The 14,771-nt window shown below is 64.9% G+C and carries 21 protein-coding genes; 8 read left to right on the plus strand and 13 right to left on the minus strand.

All coding sequences use genetic code 11. The features are described from left to right. Nucleotides 1-88: 88 nt before the first annotated feature. The 5 genes from ABD050_RS19800 to ABD050_RS19820 form a co-directional block, all read right to left on the minus strand. A complete protein-coding gene (locus ABD050_RS19800; protein WP_343891228.1) occupies nucleotides 89-319 on the minus strand; it encodes a DUF4170 domain-containing protein in 231 nt (76 codons plus the stop codon). 63 nt (nucleotides 320-382) lie between these two features. Beyond that, on the minus strand, nucleotides 383-802 hold the full coding sequence (locus tag ABD050_RS19805) for a hypothetical protein (RefSeq protein ID WP_343891229.1): 420 nt from the start codon (nucleotides 800-802) through the stop codon (nucleotides 383-385). Continuing rightward, entirely contained in the window at nucleotides 799-1,149 is a 351-nt protein-coding gene (locus ABD050_RS19810) for a DUF3618 domain-containing protein (RefSeq protein WP_343891230.1), read from the minus strand. The genes ABD050_RS19805 and ABD050_RS19810 overlap by 4 nt, the downstream gene beginning before the upstream one ends. Continuing rightward, the gene (locus ABD050_RS19815) at nucleotides 1,146-1,502 is read right to left on the minus strand and encodes a phage holin family protein (protein ID WP_343891231.1); all 357 of its coding nucleotides are present in this window, start codon (nucleotides 1,500-1,502) and stop codon (nucleotides 1,146-1,148) included. The genes ABD050_RS19810 and ABD050_RS19815 overlap by 4 nt, the downstream gene beginning before the upstream one ends. A gap of 36 nt (nucleotides 1,503-1,538) precedes the next feature. Then, nucleotides 1,539-2,177: a hypothetical protein gene (locus tag ABD050_RS19820; RefSeq protein ID WP_343891232.1), complete on the minus strand. Its 639-nt coding sequence runs from the start codon at nucleotides 2,175-2,177 to the stop codon at nucleotides 1,539-1,541. 149 nt (nucleotides 2,178-2,326) lie between these two features. Here ABD050_RS19820 and eno point away from each other — a divergent pair, with 149 nt between their 5' ends. Together eno and ABD050_RS19830 are read left to right on the plus strand one after the other, a co-directional pair. Next, the gene (eno, locus tag ABD050_RS19825; protein WP_343891233.1) at nucleotides 2,327-3,604 is read left to right on the plus strand and encodes a phosphopyruvate hydratase; all 1,278 of its coding nucleotides are present in this window, start codon (nucleotides 2,327-2,329) and stop codon (nucleotides 3,602-3,604) included. A gap of 52 nt (nucleotides 3,605-3,656) precedes the next feature. After that, nucleotides 3,657-3,971 (plus strand): FtsB family cell division protein, encoded by a 315-nt coding sequence (locus tag ABD050_RS19830; protein WP_343891234.1) that lies wholly within the window; start codon nucleotides 3,657-3,659, stop codon nucleotides 3,969-3,971. A gap of 6 nt (nucleotides 3,972-3,977) precedes the next feature. On the opposite strand, the gene ABD050_RS19835 is transcribed toward ABD050_RS19830, so the two are convergent. Then, nucleotides 3,978-4,154 carry a hypothetical protein gene (locus tag ABD050_RS19835; protein ID WP_343891235.1) on the minus strand — a complete coding sequence of 59 codons (177 nt, stop codon included), beginning with the start codon at nucleotides 4,152-4,154 and terminating at the stop codon, nucleotides 3,978-3,980. Between the two features lie 125 nt (nucleotides 4,155-4,279). Between ABD050_RS19835 and ABD050_RS19840 the strand changes: the two genes are divergently transcribed. The 3 genes from ABD050_RS19840 (at nucleotide 4,280) to ABD050_RS19850 (ending at nucleotide 7,702) form a co-directional block, all read left to right on the plus strand. Continuing rightward, nucleotides 4,280-6,007 (plus strand): DUF885 domain-containing protein, encoded by a 1,728-nt coding sequence (locus ABD050_RS19840; RefSeq protein WP_343891236.1) that lies wholly within the window; start codon nucleotides 4,280-4,282, stop codon nucleotides 6,005-6,007. Nucleotides 6,008-6,020: 13 nt separating this feature from the next. Continuing rightward, complete coding sequence (locus tag ABD050_RS19845) at nucleotides 6,021-7,019, plus strand: GlxA family transcriptional regulator (RefSeq protein WP_343891237.1); 999 nt, start codon at nucleotides 6,021-6,023, stop codon at nucleotides 7,017-7,019. A 62-nt stretch (nucleotides 7,020-7,081) separates the two neighbouring features. Continuing rightward, the gene (locus tag ABD050_RS19850; RefSeq protein ID WP_343891238.1) at nucleotides 7,082-7,702 is read left to right on the plus strand and encodes a cytochrome P460 family protein; all 621 of its coding nucleotides are present in this window, start codon (nucleotides 7,082-7,084) and stop codon (nucleotides 7,700-7,702) included. On the opposite strand, the gene ABD050_RS19855 is transcribed toward ABD050_RS19850, so the two are convergent. Then, complete coding sequence (locus ABD050_RS19855; RefSeq protein WP_343891239.1) at nucleotides 7,703-9,097, minus strand: MFS transporter; 1,395 nt, start codon at nucleotides 9,095-9,097, stop codon at nucleotides 7,703-7,705. A 57-nt stretch (nucleotides 9,098-9,154) separates the two neighbouring features. Further along, nucleotides 9,155-9,646 (minus strand): pyridoxamine 5'-phosphate oxidase family protein, encoded by a 492-nt coding sequence (locus ABD050_RS19860; protein ID WP_343891240.1) that lies wholly within the window; start codon nucleotides 9,644-9,646, stop codon nucleotides 9,155-9,157. 137 nt (nucleotides 9,647-9,783) lie between these two features. Here ABD050_RS19860 and ABD050_RS19865 point away from each other — a divergent pair, with 137 nt between their 5' ends. Then, the gene (locus ABD050_RS19865; protein WP_343891241.1) at nucleotides 9,784-10,122 is read left to right on the plus strand and encodes a WYL domain-containing protein; all 339 of its coding nucleotides are present in this window, start codon (nucleotides 9,784-9,786) and stop codon (nucleotides 10,120-10,122) included. On the opposite strand, the gene ABD050_RS19870 is transcribed toward ABD050_RS19865, so the two are convergent. Then, nucleotides 10,119-10,538, minus strand: coding sequence for a cupin domain-containing protein (locus ABD050_RS19870; protein WP_343891242.1), 420 nt, complete (start codon nucleotides 10,536-10,538; stop codon nucleotides 10,119-10,121). The genes ABD050_RS19865 and ABD050_RS19870 overlap by 4 nt on opposite strands. A 9-nt stretch (nucleotides 10,539-10,547) precedes the next feature. Next, entirely contained in the window at nucleotides 10,548-11,492 is a 945-nt protein-coding gene (locus tag ABD050_RS19875) for a phosphatase PAP2 family protein (protein ID WP_343891243.1), read from the minus strand. Nucleotides 11,493-11,805: 313 nt separating this feature from the next. Between ABD050_RS19875 and ABD050_RS19880 the strand changes: the two genes are divergently transcribed. Continuing rightward, nucleotides 11,806-12,315 (plus strand): hemerythrin domain-containing protein, encoded by a 510-nt coding sequence (locus ABD050_RS19880; protein ID WP_343891244.1) that lies wholly within the window; start codon nucleotides 11,806-11,808, stop codon nucleotides 12,313-12,315. A gap of 132 nt (nucleotides 12,316-12,447) precedes the next feature. Here the strand turns inward: ABD050_RS19880 and ABD050_RS19885 are convergent, their stop codons facing one another. The 3 genes from ABD050_RS19885 to ABD050_RS19895 all read right to left on the minus strand — a co-directional run bounded on the left by ABD050_RS19885 (nucleotide 12,448) and on the right by ABD050_RS19895 (nucleotide 14,316). Beyond that, entirely contained in the window at nucleotides 12,448-13,458 is a 1,011-nt protein-coding gene (locus ABD050_RS19885; protein WP_343891245.1) for a GlxA family transcriptional regulator, read from the minus strand. Nucleotides 13,459-13,508: 50 nt separating this feature from the next. Continuing rightward, nucleotides 13,509-13,781, minus strand: coding sequence for a DUF4242 domain-containing protein (locus ABD050_RS19890; protein WP_343891246.1), 273 nt, complete (start codon nucleotides 13,779-13,781; stop codon nucleotides 13,509-13,511). 97 nt (nucleotides 13,782-13,878) lie between these two features. Then, the gene (locus ABD050_RS19895; RefSeq protein ID WP_343891247.1) at nucleotides 13,879-14,316 is read right to left on the minus strand and encodes a hypothetical protein; all 438 of its coding nucleotides are present in this window, start codon (nucleotides 14,314-14,316) and stop codon (nucleotides 13,879-13,881) included. A gap of 172 nt (nucleotides 14,317-14,488) precedes the next feature. On the opposite strand from ABD050_RS19895, the gene ABD050_RS19900 reads away from it, so the two are divergent. Next, a complete protein-coding gene (locus ABD050_RS19900) occupies nucleotides 14,489-14,692 on the plus strand; it encodes a hypothetical protein (RefSeq protein WP_343891248.1) in 204 nt (67 codons plus the stop codon). Nucleotides 14,693-14,771 lie beyond the last annotated feature (79 nt).

Genomic DNA, 14,771 nt, shown 5'->3' on the forward strand with positions numbered 1-14,771 from the left:
CATGGCGCATCATGTCCATCGGCATGCGCGGCTGGGCTAAGGAGTTCTGACTAATGGGACTTGGTATGAAGCGCTTTCGCGCCGGACATCAGGCCTGAGGGGGCGTCAGCAGATCGGGCTGGAGCAGCCGGTGGAGATGGACCACCACATATTTCATCTCGGCGTCATCGACCGTTCGCTGCGCCGCAGCGCGCCACGCCTTTTCAGCGCTTTTGTAATCGGGGAAGATACCGACGACCTCGATCGAATTGAGGTCGTCGAAATCAAGACCGCGCGGATCGCTGACGCGGCCGCCGAAGACGAGGTGGAGCTTGCTCATGGATCGGGATTTCCAAAGGGAGGGGTCGCCCAGCCTTTAGAACCTGATTCGAGCGAGGTGAACTCATTCCTTGCCGCTTGATGCCTTCGCAGCTGCAGCACCGGCGCTCGAGAGCGCCTTGATCACGCCCTCGATCACCTTGCCGACCTGATCGCGCGCGGCCTCCTTGTTGAGGCCGAGCGAATCGAGTTCCGCCTTGCCCGCATCGCGCGCAGCCTGGACTGCCCCCGTAGCGGTCTCGGTGAGGCGCTTGCCGACCGGTGCGAGGAGTTTGCTCTCCTGCTCGGTGCGCGGGATCAGGGCGCCGGCGAGCACGCCGAGGGCAACGCCGCCGACGAGTACCGAGATCGGGTTCGCCTCGATCCCCTCAGCGGTGCGGCGGGCGGCGTCGCGCGCCGTCTGCCTCGTGGTGTCGATCGCCCTTTCCACTGCCTTGCGGGGCGCCGGCTTGGGCTTGTTGTCGATGGTCACGGGAGCGTTCATTCGGAGGATCCTTTCGGTCGGGCGCGAGTCCGTCTGGCTTTCAAACTCGCCGGGGCCTCTGGGGTTTCATCGAGATAGGTATCAATAACATGCCGGAGCGGCCCCCGGGCGAAAAACAGGCCGAGCGCCGCGGTCGCCCCGGCCAGGGTGATGGGATGGCGCTTCAGGCTCTCCAGCCCGTCGCGTGCGATTTCCTGCGCCGCTTCCTTCAACTCCTGCGCGGCCTCGCGCGCAAGCGCCTTGGGGTTGAGCCGCGCCTGGATGTCGACGAGCGTACCGGCCAGCCTTGCGCGCGCCGCCCCGGCCCGGCGTTTGGCGACGGCGAGATCATCATCGTCGCCCGTCATTCCGGCTTATCCTTGATTTCGGTGATCGCTTGCACCTTCGCGATTGCAATGTGCACGAGCAGCGCGGCGATCCCCAGCGAAACGGCCACGACGATAATGGTCGCCCACACTTCCCCGAGCGGATGCCGAAGGATCAGCAACAGGCCGAGTACCGTCGCGATGACCGCCGACTGAGCGAGCAGCAGCGCGACGACACCGAGAATGATCGCGACCCGGGCCTCGCCGACGCGACTCAGGAACTCGGCACGATAGAGCCTGATCTCCGCCCGCACGAAGCGTTCGGCATCATCGATCAGGCGCGAGAACAGCGCCGCGATGCTGTTGCGATCATCGTCCGCTGGTCGTTCGGCCATGGTCCCCCCGGCTATGTGGTCAGGCCCGCTTTTGTGTCAGGCGTCGCGATCGGCTGCGTCGAGGCCCGATTTGATCAGCCGCACCAGCACGAAGCCGAGCGCCGCCGCAGTGCCGATGGCCACCGCTGGGCTCTTCTTCACGAAGTCGCGCGCATCCTCGATCAGGTCATCGAGCTTTTTCGCCTTGAGCGAATCGGAAAAGTCCGAGACGCCGCCGGCAGCACTGCGGGCATATTGGCCATATTGCTCACCGAGCTTCTCGTCGACCGTGCCGGCCGCCTCGTTCATCATCCGGGCCAGTTCGTCGAGCACGCCACCGGCGCGGGTCTTGCCCTCCTCGGCATAGGCGCGGGCCTTGTCGCCGGCCTCCTTGGTGAGCTTGGCCGCGCTGTCCTTGATGAGCTGCGAGGCGTTGGGTTTCGTGTCCGCGGGCTTCGCGCTGCTGCCGGAGCTCTCGGGTTTGTCGATGGTGCTGGTGTCCACGGTGGGGCCTTTCTTCGGCTTTACCGGTTTGGGGGTTTGGGCCGGTTTGGGGGTCGGGGCTGCGCGCGAGGGCTTGGCGGCGGCAGGTTTCGGCGACGCGGCCCTGGCCGTGACGGCCTTTGGCGTCGCGGTCGTCGCAGCCTTCTTCACCGGCTTGGCGGGTTTGGGAGCCTTGGGTGTGTCGGTAGCCATGCTGTCGCCCTTTTCTCGCTCGTCAACAATGAACCGGTCAGTGCATGTCGTGGTTCCATGCACCGAGACGAATTGCCGATCCGGATGATAGCCGATAGAGGCTCGCCCGGCATCCGTAGATACCCCAAGTTCGTTAGAAGGATCGTAACGTGACCGCAATCATCGACATCCACGCCCGCCAAATCCTCGACAGCCGGGGCAATCCTACGGTCGAGGTCGATGTGCTGCTCGATGACGGCTCGTTCGGCCGCGCCGCCGTGCCGTCGGGCGCGTCGACCGGCGCGCATGAAGCGGTCGAGCTGCGCGACGGCAACAAGAGCTTCTATCTCGGCAAGGGGGTGACCAAGGCGATCGAGGCAGTGAACACCGAGATCGCCGATACCGTGCTTGGCCTCGAGGCCGAGGACCAGGCCGATGTCGACCGCGCGATGATCGCGCTCGACGGCACCGAGAACAAGAGCCGGCTCGGCGCCAACGCGATCCTCGGCGTCAGCCTGGCGGTCGCCAAGGCGGCGGCCGATGCGCGCGGCCTGCCGCTCTATCGCTATGTCGGCGGGGTTTCGGCGCATGTCCTGCCGGTGCCGATGATGAACATCATCAACGGCGGCGAGCATGCCGACAACCCGATCGACTTCCAGGAATTCATGATCGTACCGGTTGGCGCCACGACCATCGCGGACGCAGTGCGCTGTGGCTCCGAGATATTCCATACGCTGAAAAAGGGCCTGCACGACAGGGGGCTGGCGACGTCGGTCGGCGACGAGGGCGGCTTCGCCCCCAACATCGCCTCGACCAGCGACGCGCTCGATTTCATCATGAGCTCAGTCGAAAAGGCCGGCTACAAGCCTGGCGACGATGTGATGCTGGCGCTCGATTGCGCCGCGACTGAATTCTACAAGAACGGGAAGTACGACATTTCGGGCGAGGGCAAGATCCTCTCAAGCCATGAGATGGCCGAATATCTCGCTGACCTGACGCGTCGCTACCCGATCTTCTCGATCGAGGACGGCATGGCCGAGGATGATTTCGAGGGCTGGAAGGCGCTGACCGATCTGATCGGCGACAAGGTCCAGATCGTCGGCGACGATCTGTTCGTGACCAATCCGAAGCGGCTGAAGATGGGCATCGAGAAGGGGCTCGCCAACTCGCTGCTGGTGAAGGTCAACCAGATCGGCACGCTGACCGAGACGCTCGAGGCGGTGTCGATGGCGCAGCGCGCCGGCTTCACCGCGGTGATGTCGCATCGCTCGGGCGAGACGGAGGATGCAACGATCGCCGACCTCGCGGTCGCGACCAATTGCGGGCAGATCAAGACCGGCAGCCTCGCCCGCTCGGACCGGCTGGCGAAGTATAATCAGCTCATCCGGATCGAGGAGGAACTCGACGAGTCGGCGGTTTACGCCGGGCGGAGCATAATTCGCGCTTGATTAGGTAAAATTCCCGCTTGATCCGCGAGTCGCTAGCTGCGAGAATCGCGGAATGGCCAGACGTTCCACCTTCCGCACGATGCTCCGCCGGGCGATGGCGCCGGCAGCATTGCTGATCGTCGGCGCGTTTTTTGGCGGCTATGCGATCATGGGGCCGAACGGCGCGCTCGCTTATGGCGATATCAAGCGCCAGCTCGCCAAGCGCCAGGCCGAATATGCGATGCTGGACAAGCAGCGCGCCGAGCTGAAGAACCGTGTCGACCTGCTCGATCCGCGCCATGCCGACCCCGACATGGTCGATGAGCTGGTGCGCAAGAAGCTCAACGTGGTGAATCCCGACGAGGTCGTCGTCGAAGGGGCGAAGTAGCCGCCCTCAGCGCAGCCCGGCGAGCTGGTTGATCGTCAGGGCCGCCAGCAATCCGCCCGCGGTCCAGGCCAGCACCGGGCTGTTGGACAAGGAGACTCCCAGGACGATCATCAGCAGCGGCGCCATGACATGGTACCGGGCGCGCAGAAGCTTCAGCTTCTCCTGCATGGTCATCGGCTTCATGACGAGAGGGTGGCACGGGCGCACCTGGTTCGCAACGCGTGAACATCCTGCCCGGCGCGAACCCGCTGGCGCGCCCCGTCGCAAACTGCCAGCATCCGGCCGTCAACGAATCGAAGGAATGGGGAATGCGGAAGGTCTTGCTGGCGGGGATCGCGCTGTTGGCGGTGGCGGGATGCGGGCCGTCAACCACGGCGCCGGCCGACAAGGGTAGCCTGGCGCTGCCAACTGACAGCTGGAAGGATTTCCGGGACAGCTTCATCGAGGACTGGTTCAAGCTCGACCCGGCCAATGCGGTCTATCAGGGCAGGCATGATTTCGACGGTGGGCTGCCCGACTGGAGCGCTGCCGGGCTGAAGCGGCAGGCTGATTTCCTGACTGACGCGATCGCCAAGGCCAGCGCGTTCCCCGATGCACGGCTCGACAAGCACGAGAAGTTCGAGCGCGATTATCTGACAGTGGTTGCCCAGGGAAAGCTCTTCTGGCTGACCGACGCCGATCAGCCGCATACGAACCCGGCTTATTATGTCGGCGGGGGGCTCGACCCCAACACCTATATCGCGCGTAATTACGCCGACGCGCCGACCCGGATGAAGGCGATCATCAAATTCTTCAGGAACGTCCCGGCGGCCGCCGCCAACATCAAGGCCAATCTGAAGACGCCGATGCCGCTAAGCTTCGTCAATTACGGGGTCGCGGGCTTCAAGGGCTTCGCTGATTATTACACCGGCGATGCCAAAAAGGCCTTTGCCGGCGTGAAAGATCAGGCACTCCAGAAGGAGTTCGATGACGCAGCGGCCCCTGCGGCCAAGGCGATGGCCGATCTCGCGACCTGGCTGGAAGGCCAGCGCGGGTCCGCCACGCAGGGCTTTGCGCTGGGCGCCGACAAATTCTCGCGGATGGTGAAGCTGACCGAAGGCGTCGATGTGCCGCTCGACACGCTCGAGGCGGCGGGCAAGGCCGATCTCGCGCGCAACCAGGCAGCGCTGAAGGACGCCTGCGCGAAATATGATCCGGGGGCGACGATCGTCGCCTGCACGCAAAAGGCGGGCGCGCACAAGGCGGATGGCGGACCGGTCGCCGCGGCACGCAAGATGATCCCGGATTTGCGCGCCTTCGTCATTGCGCATGATCTCGTCTCGATCCCGGGAACCGAACAGGCGCTGGTCGAGGAGAGCCCGCCCTATAACCGGCAGAACTCGGCCTATATCGATCCGCCGGGGCCGTTCGATAAGGGCGTGCCCTCAATCTATTATATCTCTCCGCCCGATCCCGCCTGGCCCAAGGCCGAGCAGGACGCGTTCGTGCCCGGCTATGGCAATCTGCTTTTCACCTCGGTCCATGAGGTGATGCCCGGGCATTTCGTCCAGTTCCTCCACGCCAACCGGTCGCCCTCGCTCTTCGGCCGCCTGTTCGTCGGCTATGCCTTTGCCGAAGGCTGGGCGCATTATGCCGAAGAGATGATGTGGGATGCGGGGCTCGGCAACGGCGATGCCGAGACTCATGTGGGCCAGCTTTCCGAAGCGCTGCTGCGCAATTGCCGCTATCTGTCGGCGATCGGGATGCATGCGCGGGGCATGACCCAGGATCAGTCCCGCAAGATGTTCGTCGAGCAATGCTACCAGGACGAGGGCACGGCGAAGCAGCAGGCGGCGCGGGGCACCTATGATCCCGCCTATCTCAACTACACGATGGGCAAGCTGATGATCCGCAAGCTGCGCGACGACTGGACCGCGACCCATGGCGGGCGGCGGGGATGGAAGGCGTTCCACGACCAGTTCCTGAGCTATGGCGGCCCGCCGATCCCGCTCGTCCGCAAGGCGATGATGGGCGGCGACGGCAAGGCGGTATTTTGAGCGAGTCCGGCTTTTGAGCGCGCCAGGCCTGCTCGCCACCCGGCGGGTAGGCCTGATCGCGTTCGAAGGTGTCAACGGCATCGATCTCGCTGGGCCGCTGGAGGTCTTCGCCACCGCCACTGCGCTCGATCCGACCCGGCCGGGCTATACGGTGGAGGTGGTCGCGGCCGCGCCTGATCCGATCAGGACCGAAGCGGGGCTACTCATCCTCCCGGACCGACTGTTCGCCGATGCGCCCGATTACGACACGATCGTCGTGCCCGGCGGCGCGACGCTGCGGGAAGGCGATGTCGCCCCCGCGGTCGTCGATTGGCTGACGACACGGTTGGGGCGAACGCGCCGGCTCGCCTCGGTCTGCACCGGCTTTTACGGCCTCGCAGCGACCGGTGCGCTCGATGGTCGAAGCGCGACCACGCACTGGCGGTTCGTATCCGACGCACAGCGTCGCTTCCCGGCGGTGCGATTGCAGGCAGATTGCATCTATATCGAGGACGGGCCCTGTTTCACCTCGGGCGGGGTCTGCGCCGGGATCGACCTCGCGCTTGCACTGGTGCGTGACGATCTCGGGCCGAGCGCGGCGCTGGAGATCGGGCGCGAGATGGTCGTGCACAGCATGCGCGCCGGGCCGCAGCCGCAATTCTCCGAAGCCTCGCGCGTTCAGGCACGTGCGCCGCGACGGCTTGCCGATCTCGTCGCGTGGATCGTAGCCAATCTCGGCGCCGATCTGTCATTGCCTGTGCTCGCGGCGCGCGCGGCGATCGGCGAGCGTCAGCTTTCGCGGATGTTCCGCGACGGTCTTGGCGAAACCCCCGGTGCACTCGTCGCGCGGCTGCGCCTGGAGGCGGCGCGCGACCTGCTGAGCGCGGGGCGGGTGCCGGTCAGTGAAGTCGCTCGCCTGGCCGGCTATCGCAGCGCCGATGCGTTCGGCCGGGCTTATGTCCGTGCGCATGGCGAGCCGCCGGGGGTGACTCGCGACCGACTCAGCCGGACGATGTCCGAAACGGCAGGATAGTCGACAGCGTCACCGATGTTCCGATGACCTATCCTCATCGCATTCGAGGTCGGGAGAATGAGATGAGCCGTTTGACGAAATGGATGGCGCTCGGCGGTGCCGCGGTGCTCACTGCGTCGATGGCGGTTGCGACCGGCAGGGCCGGGGCGCCGGAAGGACCAGCGGCGCAGTTCACCGCCAAGGGCGAATTGCTCTTTCCGGCCGACTATCGAAGCTGGACCTTCCTGACATCGGGTCACGGTATGAGCTATAATGCCCAGGCCAATGCTGCGGCAGACCAGCCGTTCGACAATGTCTTCGTGAATCCGGAAGGCTATGCCGCCTTTCTGAAGACCGGTCACTGGCCCGAGGGCACAATGCTCGTCCTCGAAATCCGCCGCAGCACCTCGAAAGGCTCGATCAACCAGCACGGCGCCTTCCAGTCGGGCGATCCGGTCGGCATGGAGGTGCATGTCCATGACAGCAACCGCTTCAAGGGCGGCTGGGGCTTTTTCAGCTTCAACGGTAGCAAGCTGGCGACGCTGATCGGCTATGAGGCCAGCTGCTACGCCTGTCACCAGGCGCACGCTGCGGTCGATACGACCTTTGTGCAATTCTACCCGACCCTGCTGCCGGTCGCGAAGGAGCACGCGGCATTCAGCGCCGCCTATCTGGCTGACGAGAAGGCGGCCGCGAAACCCTGATCAGCGCACTTGTGCCGCCGGCTGGACATCCTGGGTTTCTTCGCGCTGCGGATTGCGGATCGAGGGGCGCAGGCGGGCGAGGCTGCACGCGCCGGCGACAAAGGCTAGGCCGGCAGCGACCAGGGGCGGGGCCATCCCGGTGCCGATTCCGACGGCAAGCAACGCAGCGACCAGGGTTGCGCCGGTGGTCTGGCCGAGCAGGCGGATGGTCGAGACCATCCCGCCCGCCGCGGCAGCGCGCTCGCGCGGCGCCGAGCCGATGATCAGCCGGGCATTGGGCGGCAGGAAGGTGCCGAAGCCCGATCCGCAGAGCGCCATGCGCCAGATGATGTCGAAATAGGAGGGATGGACCGGCATGAACGCGATCAGCACCAATGCGACGATCGAGATCGCCATGCCGATCCCACCGAGCAGCCCGGCCGGAATCCGGTTCGAGAGCCAGCCCGTCAACGGCGCGACGACGACATTGGTGAGTGGCCAGGGCGCCATCAGGATGCCCATTTCTGGCGGCGTGAAGCCGAACTCATGCTGCAGCCGGAAAGGCATCGAGATGATCAACGTCATTGATGCGATGAAGGCCGTATAGGCGCCGATGGCCGATAGCGCGACCACCGGACGGTCGAGCAGGTCGAGCGGCAGGATCGGGTTGGATTCGCTGCGTTCGCGCCGGACGAAAAAGACGCCGAGCACGGCGCCTGCCAGGACGATCGCAGCGGAGACGACCGGGCTGTCGCCGTGCACGCCGCTTTCGAGCCCGCCGATCACCAGTCCGAACATCGCCGCGCACAGGATCGCGCCAGGCAGGTCGAACGGTAGGTCGCGGGCGCGGGGATTGGGCAGCGTCCTGCCGAGGGCGAGTGAGCCGATCGCGAAAGGTATCGTGCTCGCAAAGACCCAGGGCCAGGGCGCGATACCGAGGATGAGTCCGCCAAGCGACGGCGCCAGCGCGGCGGACGCCGAGACGATCGCCGAGTTGATCCCAAGCCCGCTGCCGAGCGACCTGGCTGGATAGGTGGAGCGGATCAGCGCTGAGGACACGCTGAGCGCCGCCGCCGCGCCGATCGCCTGCGCGGCGCGGACGATCAGCAGGAAGGGCAGGCTTTTGGCGAAGAAACAGAGCAGCGTGGCGACGGTGAAGACCATCTGGCCTGTCTGGTAGAGGCGCTTGAGGCCGATCCGCTCACCGAGCCCGGCAAAGGGCAGCAGCAGCATCACCAGCATGAGCTGGTAGATGGTCACGATCGAGACGACCGAGCTGCTGTCGACATGCAGGTCGCGTGCGATCGACGGCAACGCGATATTGGCCACGCCGCCGTCGATGATGATCAGCGCATTGCCGAGCGACAGCGCAGCGATCGCGAGATAGCGGCGGGGAAGGGGGAGGCCGTCGGTCATCCAGCCCGCATAGCCGCCCGCGCTTCCATGGCAACCATGAGCCGCCCCATTCTGTCGTCAGCCGAGTGAAACCTCGGCCACCTTGTCCTTGTAATCCTCTTTGGGATCGGACCCGAGCATCATCTTCACGCCTGCCAGCAGGCTCGAATCGTTGAGCCAGATCTGCGCGCGCTCGGGGTCGAAGCGGAGCAGCTGGAGCTTGGGATCATCCTTGCCACCCTCGAACCAGGCGGCGACGAAGCGGTTCCATAGCCGGTCGATCGTCGAACGATCATTGTCAGCCACCAGATTGCCGTGGAGCGTCGCGAACAGGTCGTGACCCTTTGAGACGAAATGAGCGACTCCATTGCTGCTGCCGCGCAATTGCTGGACGAGATCAGCTTCCTTCGAGGTGAAGAACCAGATCGGGCCGCGGTCATCGTCGCTGGCGAATTGCGCGGTCATCGGCTGGGCGTGGCCGTCTGCAATGCCATCCAGGCCGAGCATCAGCGTCATGTCGGACCGCAGCGCTTTCCAGAATTTCGCTTCGATTTCCTGAGGTTCGGTCATGATGCTCATCCTTGCTCTGTTGCGGCATCCGAACGGGTGGGGGGCTATGGTGGTTCCGATTGCATTCTGTTCGGCACCATAAGGTTTCGTCGATCGTTACTTGCTGCGATGCAGCATTTTGGTGTAAGGGAGATCGCATGAAGCTACCCTCAGAAAGCGACAAGGGCGCGCCGAGCGGCCCCGTTCCAACCATCTTCGAAGCGATCGTGCGTCAGCAATGCGTCGTCGCGACCTATAATCGGGTGACGATGACGCTCGCGCCGCACGTGATCTACACCAAGCATGGCGACCTGTTCATCGACGCGGTGGCGATCGACCGGGACGGCAAGCCGCCCAAGGAAGTGAAGCTCGGCACTTTCAAGCTGGCCGGGCTCAACGACCTGCAGCTGACGGAGCGCAGCTTTCCGGCAAATCCGTTGTTTCATGCGAACGACGCAAAATATGCCGAAGCGCTGATGGCGGTCGAGGCAGCCTAACCGGGCTCCCAGCCCTCGGGCGCGAGTTCGAAGCCGGCGAACTCGAACGCTGGCGTCACCATGCAGCTGACGAGAGTCCAGCCGTCTCGCGCTTCTGCCGACTGCCAGGCCCGTGGCGGCACAAGCGCCTGTGGCACTTCGCCTGCGAGTATGTTTCCACCCAGCCGATAGTCGCTCGCTATGCCGTCATGGACGAGCAACGCCAGCGGCGCGCCGGCGTGCCACAACCACAGCTCAGTCGCGTCCACCCGGTGCCAATGCGAACGCTGGCCCTCTTCGAGCAGGAACAGGATCGCTGTCGCCAGTCCGCGACCATCCGGATCGGGTGCGGGCTGGCGGAAAGTTTCCCGGTACCAGCCTCCCTCGGGATGGCGCTCGAGCCCTAGCCGGGCGATGAGGGCGGCAGTTTCGCTCACCCCGCGACCCTAGCTGCCCGTAACGACGCTCGCCATCGCCAATTCGGCGGGCGCACGCGTCGCCAGCCGATAACGCACCTCGGCGATGATACCGAGCGCGGCTATTGCCACCAGCGCGCCGGCGATCATGTCGGCAAGATAATGGGTGCCTTCGACCGGGGTCGAGAGCAGCATCGCCACGTTCAGTACCAGCAGCGGCCAGCGCAGCCGACGGAAGGGCCAGGCGGCGGCGATGTAGAGGATGGCGCTCGCGGTGTGGAAGCTCGGCGCCGATACCAGCCCGCGCAGCGCGCCGAGATCGACATGGCTCATGGCATGATGGCGAAGCTCAGGGATGAGCGACATCTCCCACAAGGCGCTTTCCGGCATATAGGGGATCGGTCCGTGCCACAGAAAGGCGAGCGGTCCTTCAGCGGGCAGGAAGGGGAAGAGCAGGAGAGAGAGTATCGCGGCGACCCAGAAGGCGGCGATGAAACCGCGAGCCGCGGCGCGGTGGCCGGTCCAGGCGAAATAGCCGAGCAGAATGGCAGGCGACACGAAGATGCTCTGATAGGCGGCGGTGCCGAGCAATTGCAGCGAACGGTGCGCGGCGACGAGATCGTACCAGACGATCCAGTTGAAGCGGAGCACAGCGTCGATCCGCTCGAGCGACGGATCGACAAAGCCGTGGGTGCCGGCTGATAGCGGATAGGTCGCGATCGCGCCCATCAGCGAAATGAGGGTGAAGAGCCCGAAATACTCGCTCGCGTCGCGCGCGATGCGCTGGGCGCGCGTCGCGGGATTGCGCAGGGCATAGCTGGTCGCGGCGAGCAGGCCGGTAACGGTGCCGAGCAGCAATGTGCTTCGCGCGAACGGATCGACCTTCAGATGTTCCCACGCCATCAACGCAATCAGCGCGGTCAGGCTGAGCAGGGCGGCGCTCGCCAGCCACCGGCCCGGGACGAGACCGTGCAAGTGGGGGCGGGGCGTATCGGTATGGCGTTCATTGACGGAGGCAATCAGGAACGATGATCGGGTCGGTAGGTACACGTATCAGCCTGGTTGGGGCGGCGCAGACGCGCTGCCCTGAGATTGAATCACGGTTACCGTGATGTGGACGCTCTAGCGTGAACTTTATGTGACAGCCAGATGAAGATGTGATCGCGCACGGCCCCGGAATGTCCTGATCTCGATCAAGGGCTTTAGCGAACGACTCGCAACAGTTTGAAAAGCTGGAACGAAATGAAACAAAGGGGGGTTTTCAGCCTCACATTGACAGGAGGCTAACATGGCAGACACAAAGCAGGACGCGATCGCCCTTCTCAAGGCCGATCACCGCAAGGTCGAACAATTGTTCGAGCAATTCGAGGGCGCGACGGGCGACGGCAAGAAGCAGAAGATCGCGCTGCAGATCTGCCTCGAGCTGACCGTTCACGCGCAGATCGAGGAAGAGATCTTCTATCCGGCGTGCGAGGGCAAGATCGACGAGGACCTGCTCAAGGAAGCCTATGTCGAGCATGACGGCGCCAAGGTGCTGATCGCGGAGATAGAGGCAGGCGGGCCGGATGATGACTATTATGACGCCAAGGTGAAGGTGCTTTCCGAGCAGATCGAGCATCATGTCGAGGAAGAGGAAAAGCGCATGGAGGGCATGTTCTCCCAGGCGCGGCAAGCGGGGCTCGATATGGATGCGCTCGGCGACCAGCTTCGCGCCCGCAAGGAAGAGCTGATTGCGACCTACAAGGCGTCCGGTCTGGCCAAGCCGGAGACATCGACCTTCGAAGCCGTCACGGTCTGAACCGCGCAGCCGCCACGACGATCGTCGAAAAAGGGAGATGACGGATGGGCAAGGGCATATTGATGTGGCTGATCGGCATTCCGATCCCGATCATCATCCTGCTGCTGATCTTCTGGCACTGAGCAATATGCTTCAGCCCCGCTCGGCCGCGGCATTGCCGCGCACGCTGAGCGGGGCGAAGTGGCGGCGATATTCGGCCGGCGTCATGCCGGTGCCGCGCTTGAAGAGGGCGCGGAAGAAGGACACGTCGTCATAGCCGATCTCAGAGCTGATCGACTGGATCGGCTTTGCCTCACGTTCGAGCATTGCCTTGGCCGCCTCGATGCGGAGTGCCTGGAGATAGGCGGCGGGCAGGCGGCCGGTGGCTGACTTGAAATGGCGGACGAAGGTCCGCTCGCCGAGCCCGGCGCGATCGGCGAGCGAGCGGGTTGGTATATCGTGGCGGAAATTGGCCTGCAGAAACGCCTCGACCGCCCGGATCCGGGCATCGTCATGCGGCTGCGATACCGGCAGGGTGGCATAGCTGGATTGGTAGAGGCGCGGCATCGGCAGCAGCAGCGCCCGCGCGCATTTGACTGCCACCTCATGCCCGCACAGTTTCTCGACCAGATAGAGGCTGACATCGATCGATGCGCCGACACCGCCGCTGCACAGCAGGCGCGAATCCTCGGTGACGAACAGCTCCGGCCGCCACCGCACCGAGGGGTAACGGGCAGCAAAGGCGCCGGCTATCGCCCAGTGCGTGGTCGCGATCCGGCCGTCGAGCAGGCCGGCTTCGGCGAGATAGGCAGCCCCCATGCACACGCCGACGACATAGGCGCCCTGTTCATAATGGCGGCGCAAATGCGGAAGGAGAGCGCTGTTCTCGAGCAGCTTGCCGTCGAACTCGAGTCCCGAGGTCGGCACGATCAGGATATCGGTGCGGTCGACATCGCCGATCGCGCCGCCGGGGGCGACCGAGAAGCCAGTAGGCGAGTGGACGGGGCTGCCATTCAGCGACACCGTCCGTACCCGGAAAGCGGGTTCCGCGGGCTTGTCGTTGAGCTCGTTCCACAGAGCGCCGGCGCAATGGAATATCTCCGCCGGCATGACCGCGGTGGAAGAAAGGCCGTCGTCGAGCAGCATTATCGTCACGTCGAGCATCGCATATCCTCTGCCGTCTCGGCCTTCTCCACCGCGCGCGCCGGGGCGCGTCAACCCGCGGTGGTGGGGTCGATCACCCTGACCAGTTCGGTGATGCGCGTTGCGGGAAAGCCGCTCAACCGCGCATGGTCCTCGATCGCAGCCTCATCCTCGGCGAGGTAGATGCAGAAGGTCTTGTCTGCCGCGACAAAGGATTCGAGCCACTGCACGCGCGGCGCGAGCTGGGCGAGAGCGCTGTTGGAGGTCGCCGCTGCACCCTTCAGCTCAGCACCGCCGAGCGTGTGGACACCGGGAATCGCGCGTTCGATGACGTATTTCTTCATGACCATCTCCATCGTTGAGACGGCCGGAATGCCGGCGAGCGCGCGTCGCTGCTAGGGAGCGATCCGGACAATGAGGAGGGGCAATCGCGCCGGCCCCTCAGCGCTCGGGGCGCACTGTCAGCGCGCGGCCGTCATCCGTGTCGAAATAATGGGTGCCGATGAAGGTGCGACGGTGATGCACGCCCTGGCCGACAGCCGGACGCTGGCCGGCGGCAGTAGTGGCCCATTCGCTGCCGTCGGCGAGGCGCACGCGATAGAACCCGTTCTGAAGGGGCGATACCGCGACCACGCGGCTGTCGAAGGTGCGGTTGGGGTTGGCGTCGGCCGAGGCCGGGGCAGCGGGCCGCCGCGCCAGTTCGACCGGGGCGGGCGCCGCGGCCGGCGGCGCCGAGCCGCTGTCGCGCGCATCGTAACAGGCGAGGCGGCGGGCGGGATCGGCGATCGCATGGCAATTCTCGCCCTGGGGAGCCGCCACCGCGCCGCCGGCGAGAAGGAACGCCGCCGAGATCGCCAGCGCCCGATATGACAGCGTCATCACCATTCCCCTTCCCTATATCCTATATCCTGTCCGACATTTAGCGCGGGCATGGCCTCGGCGCCATAGGCGTGGCGAGTGCCGGACTTGATTGGACCGCCACGTTCCCGGGCGCATCCATCCGCAGCCCGGGACGTTCTGGCGGAGCGTCGAGACACGAGAGGAGCATGACATGAATGATCCAACACCCCGCAGCACCCCCGATATCCCGCCGGAAAACGGTAAAAGGGCATGGATCGATTCAGCGACCGGCGAAGTCCATGGCAGCGGGGTCGGTGCGGGCGGCGGCAGCACCGGCGAGGATTATGACAGCGACAGCGCCGCGGGCGACGGGCCGGTGCCGCTGCCGGGATCGCCGGAGAAATCCGGAGACTGATCCGCCCAAGATGCGGCGCTGAAGCGCCCCAGCTTTCGGAGTCGCGGGCGAAGGAACTGGTCATTGTCCGGCTATGGCA

Source organism: Sphingomonas oligophenolica (assembly GCF_039522915.1).
GTDB classification, from domain to species: domain Bacteria; phylum Pseudomonadota; class Alphaproteobacteria; order Sphingomonadales; family Sphingomonadaceae; genus Sphingomonas; species Sphingomonas oligophenolica.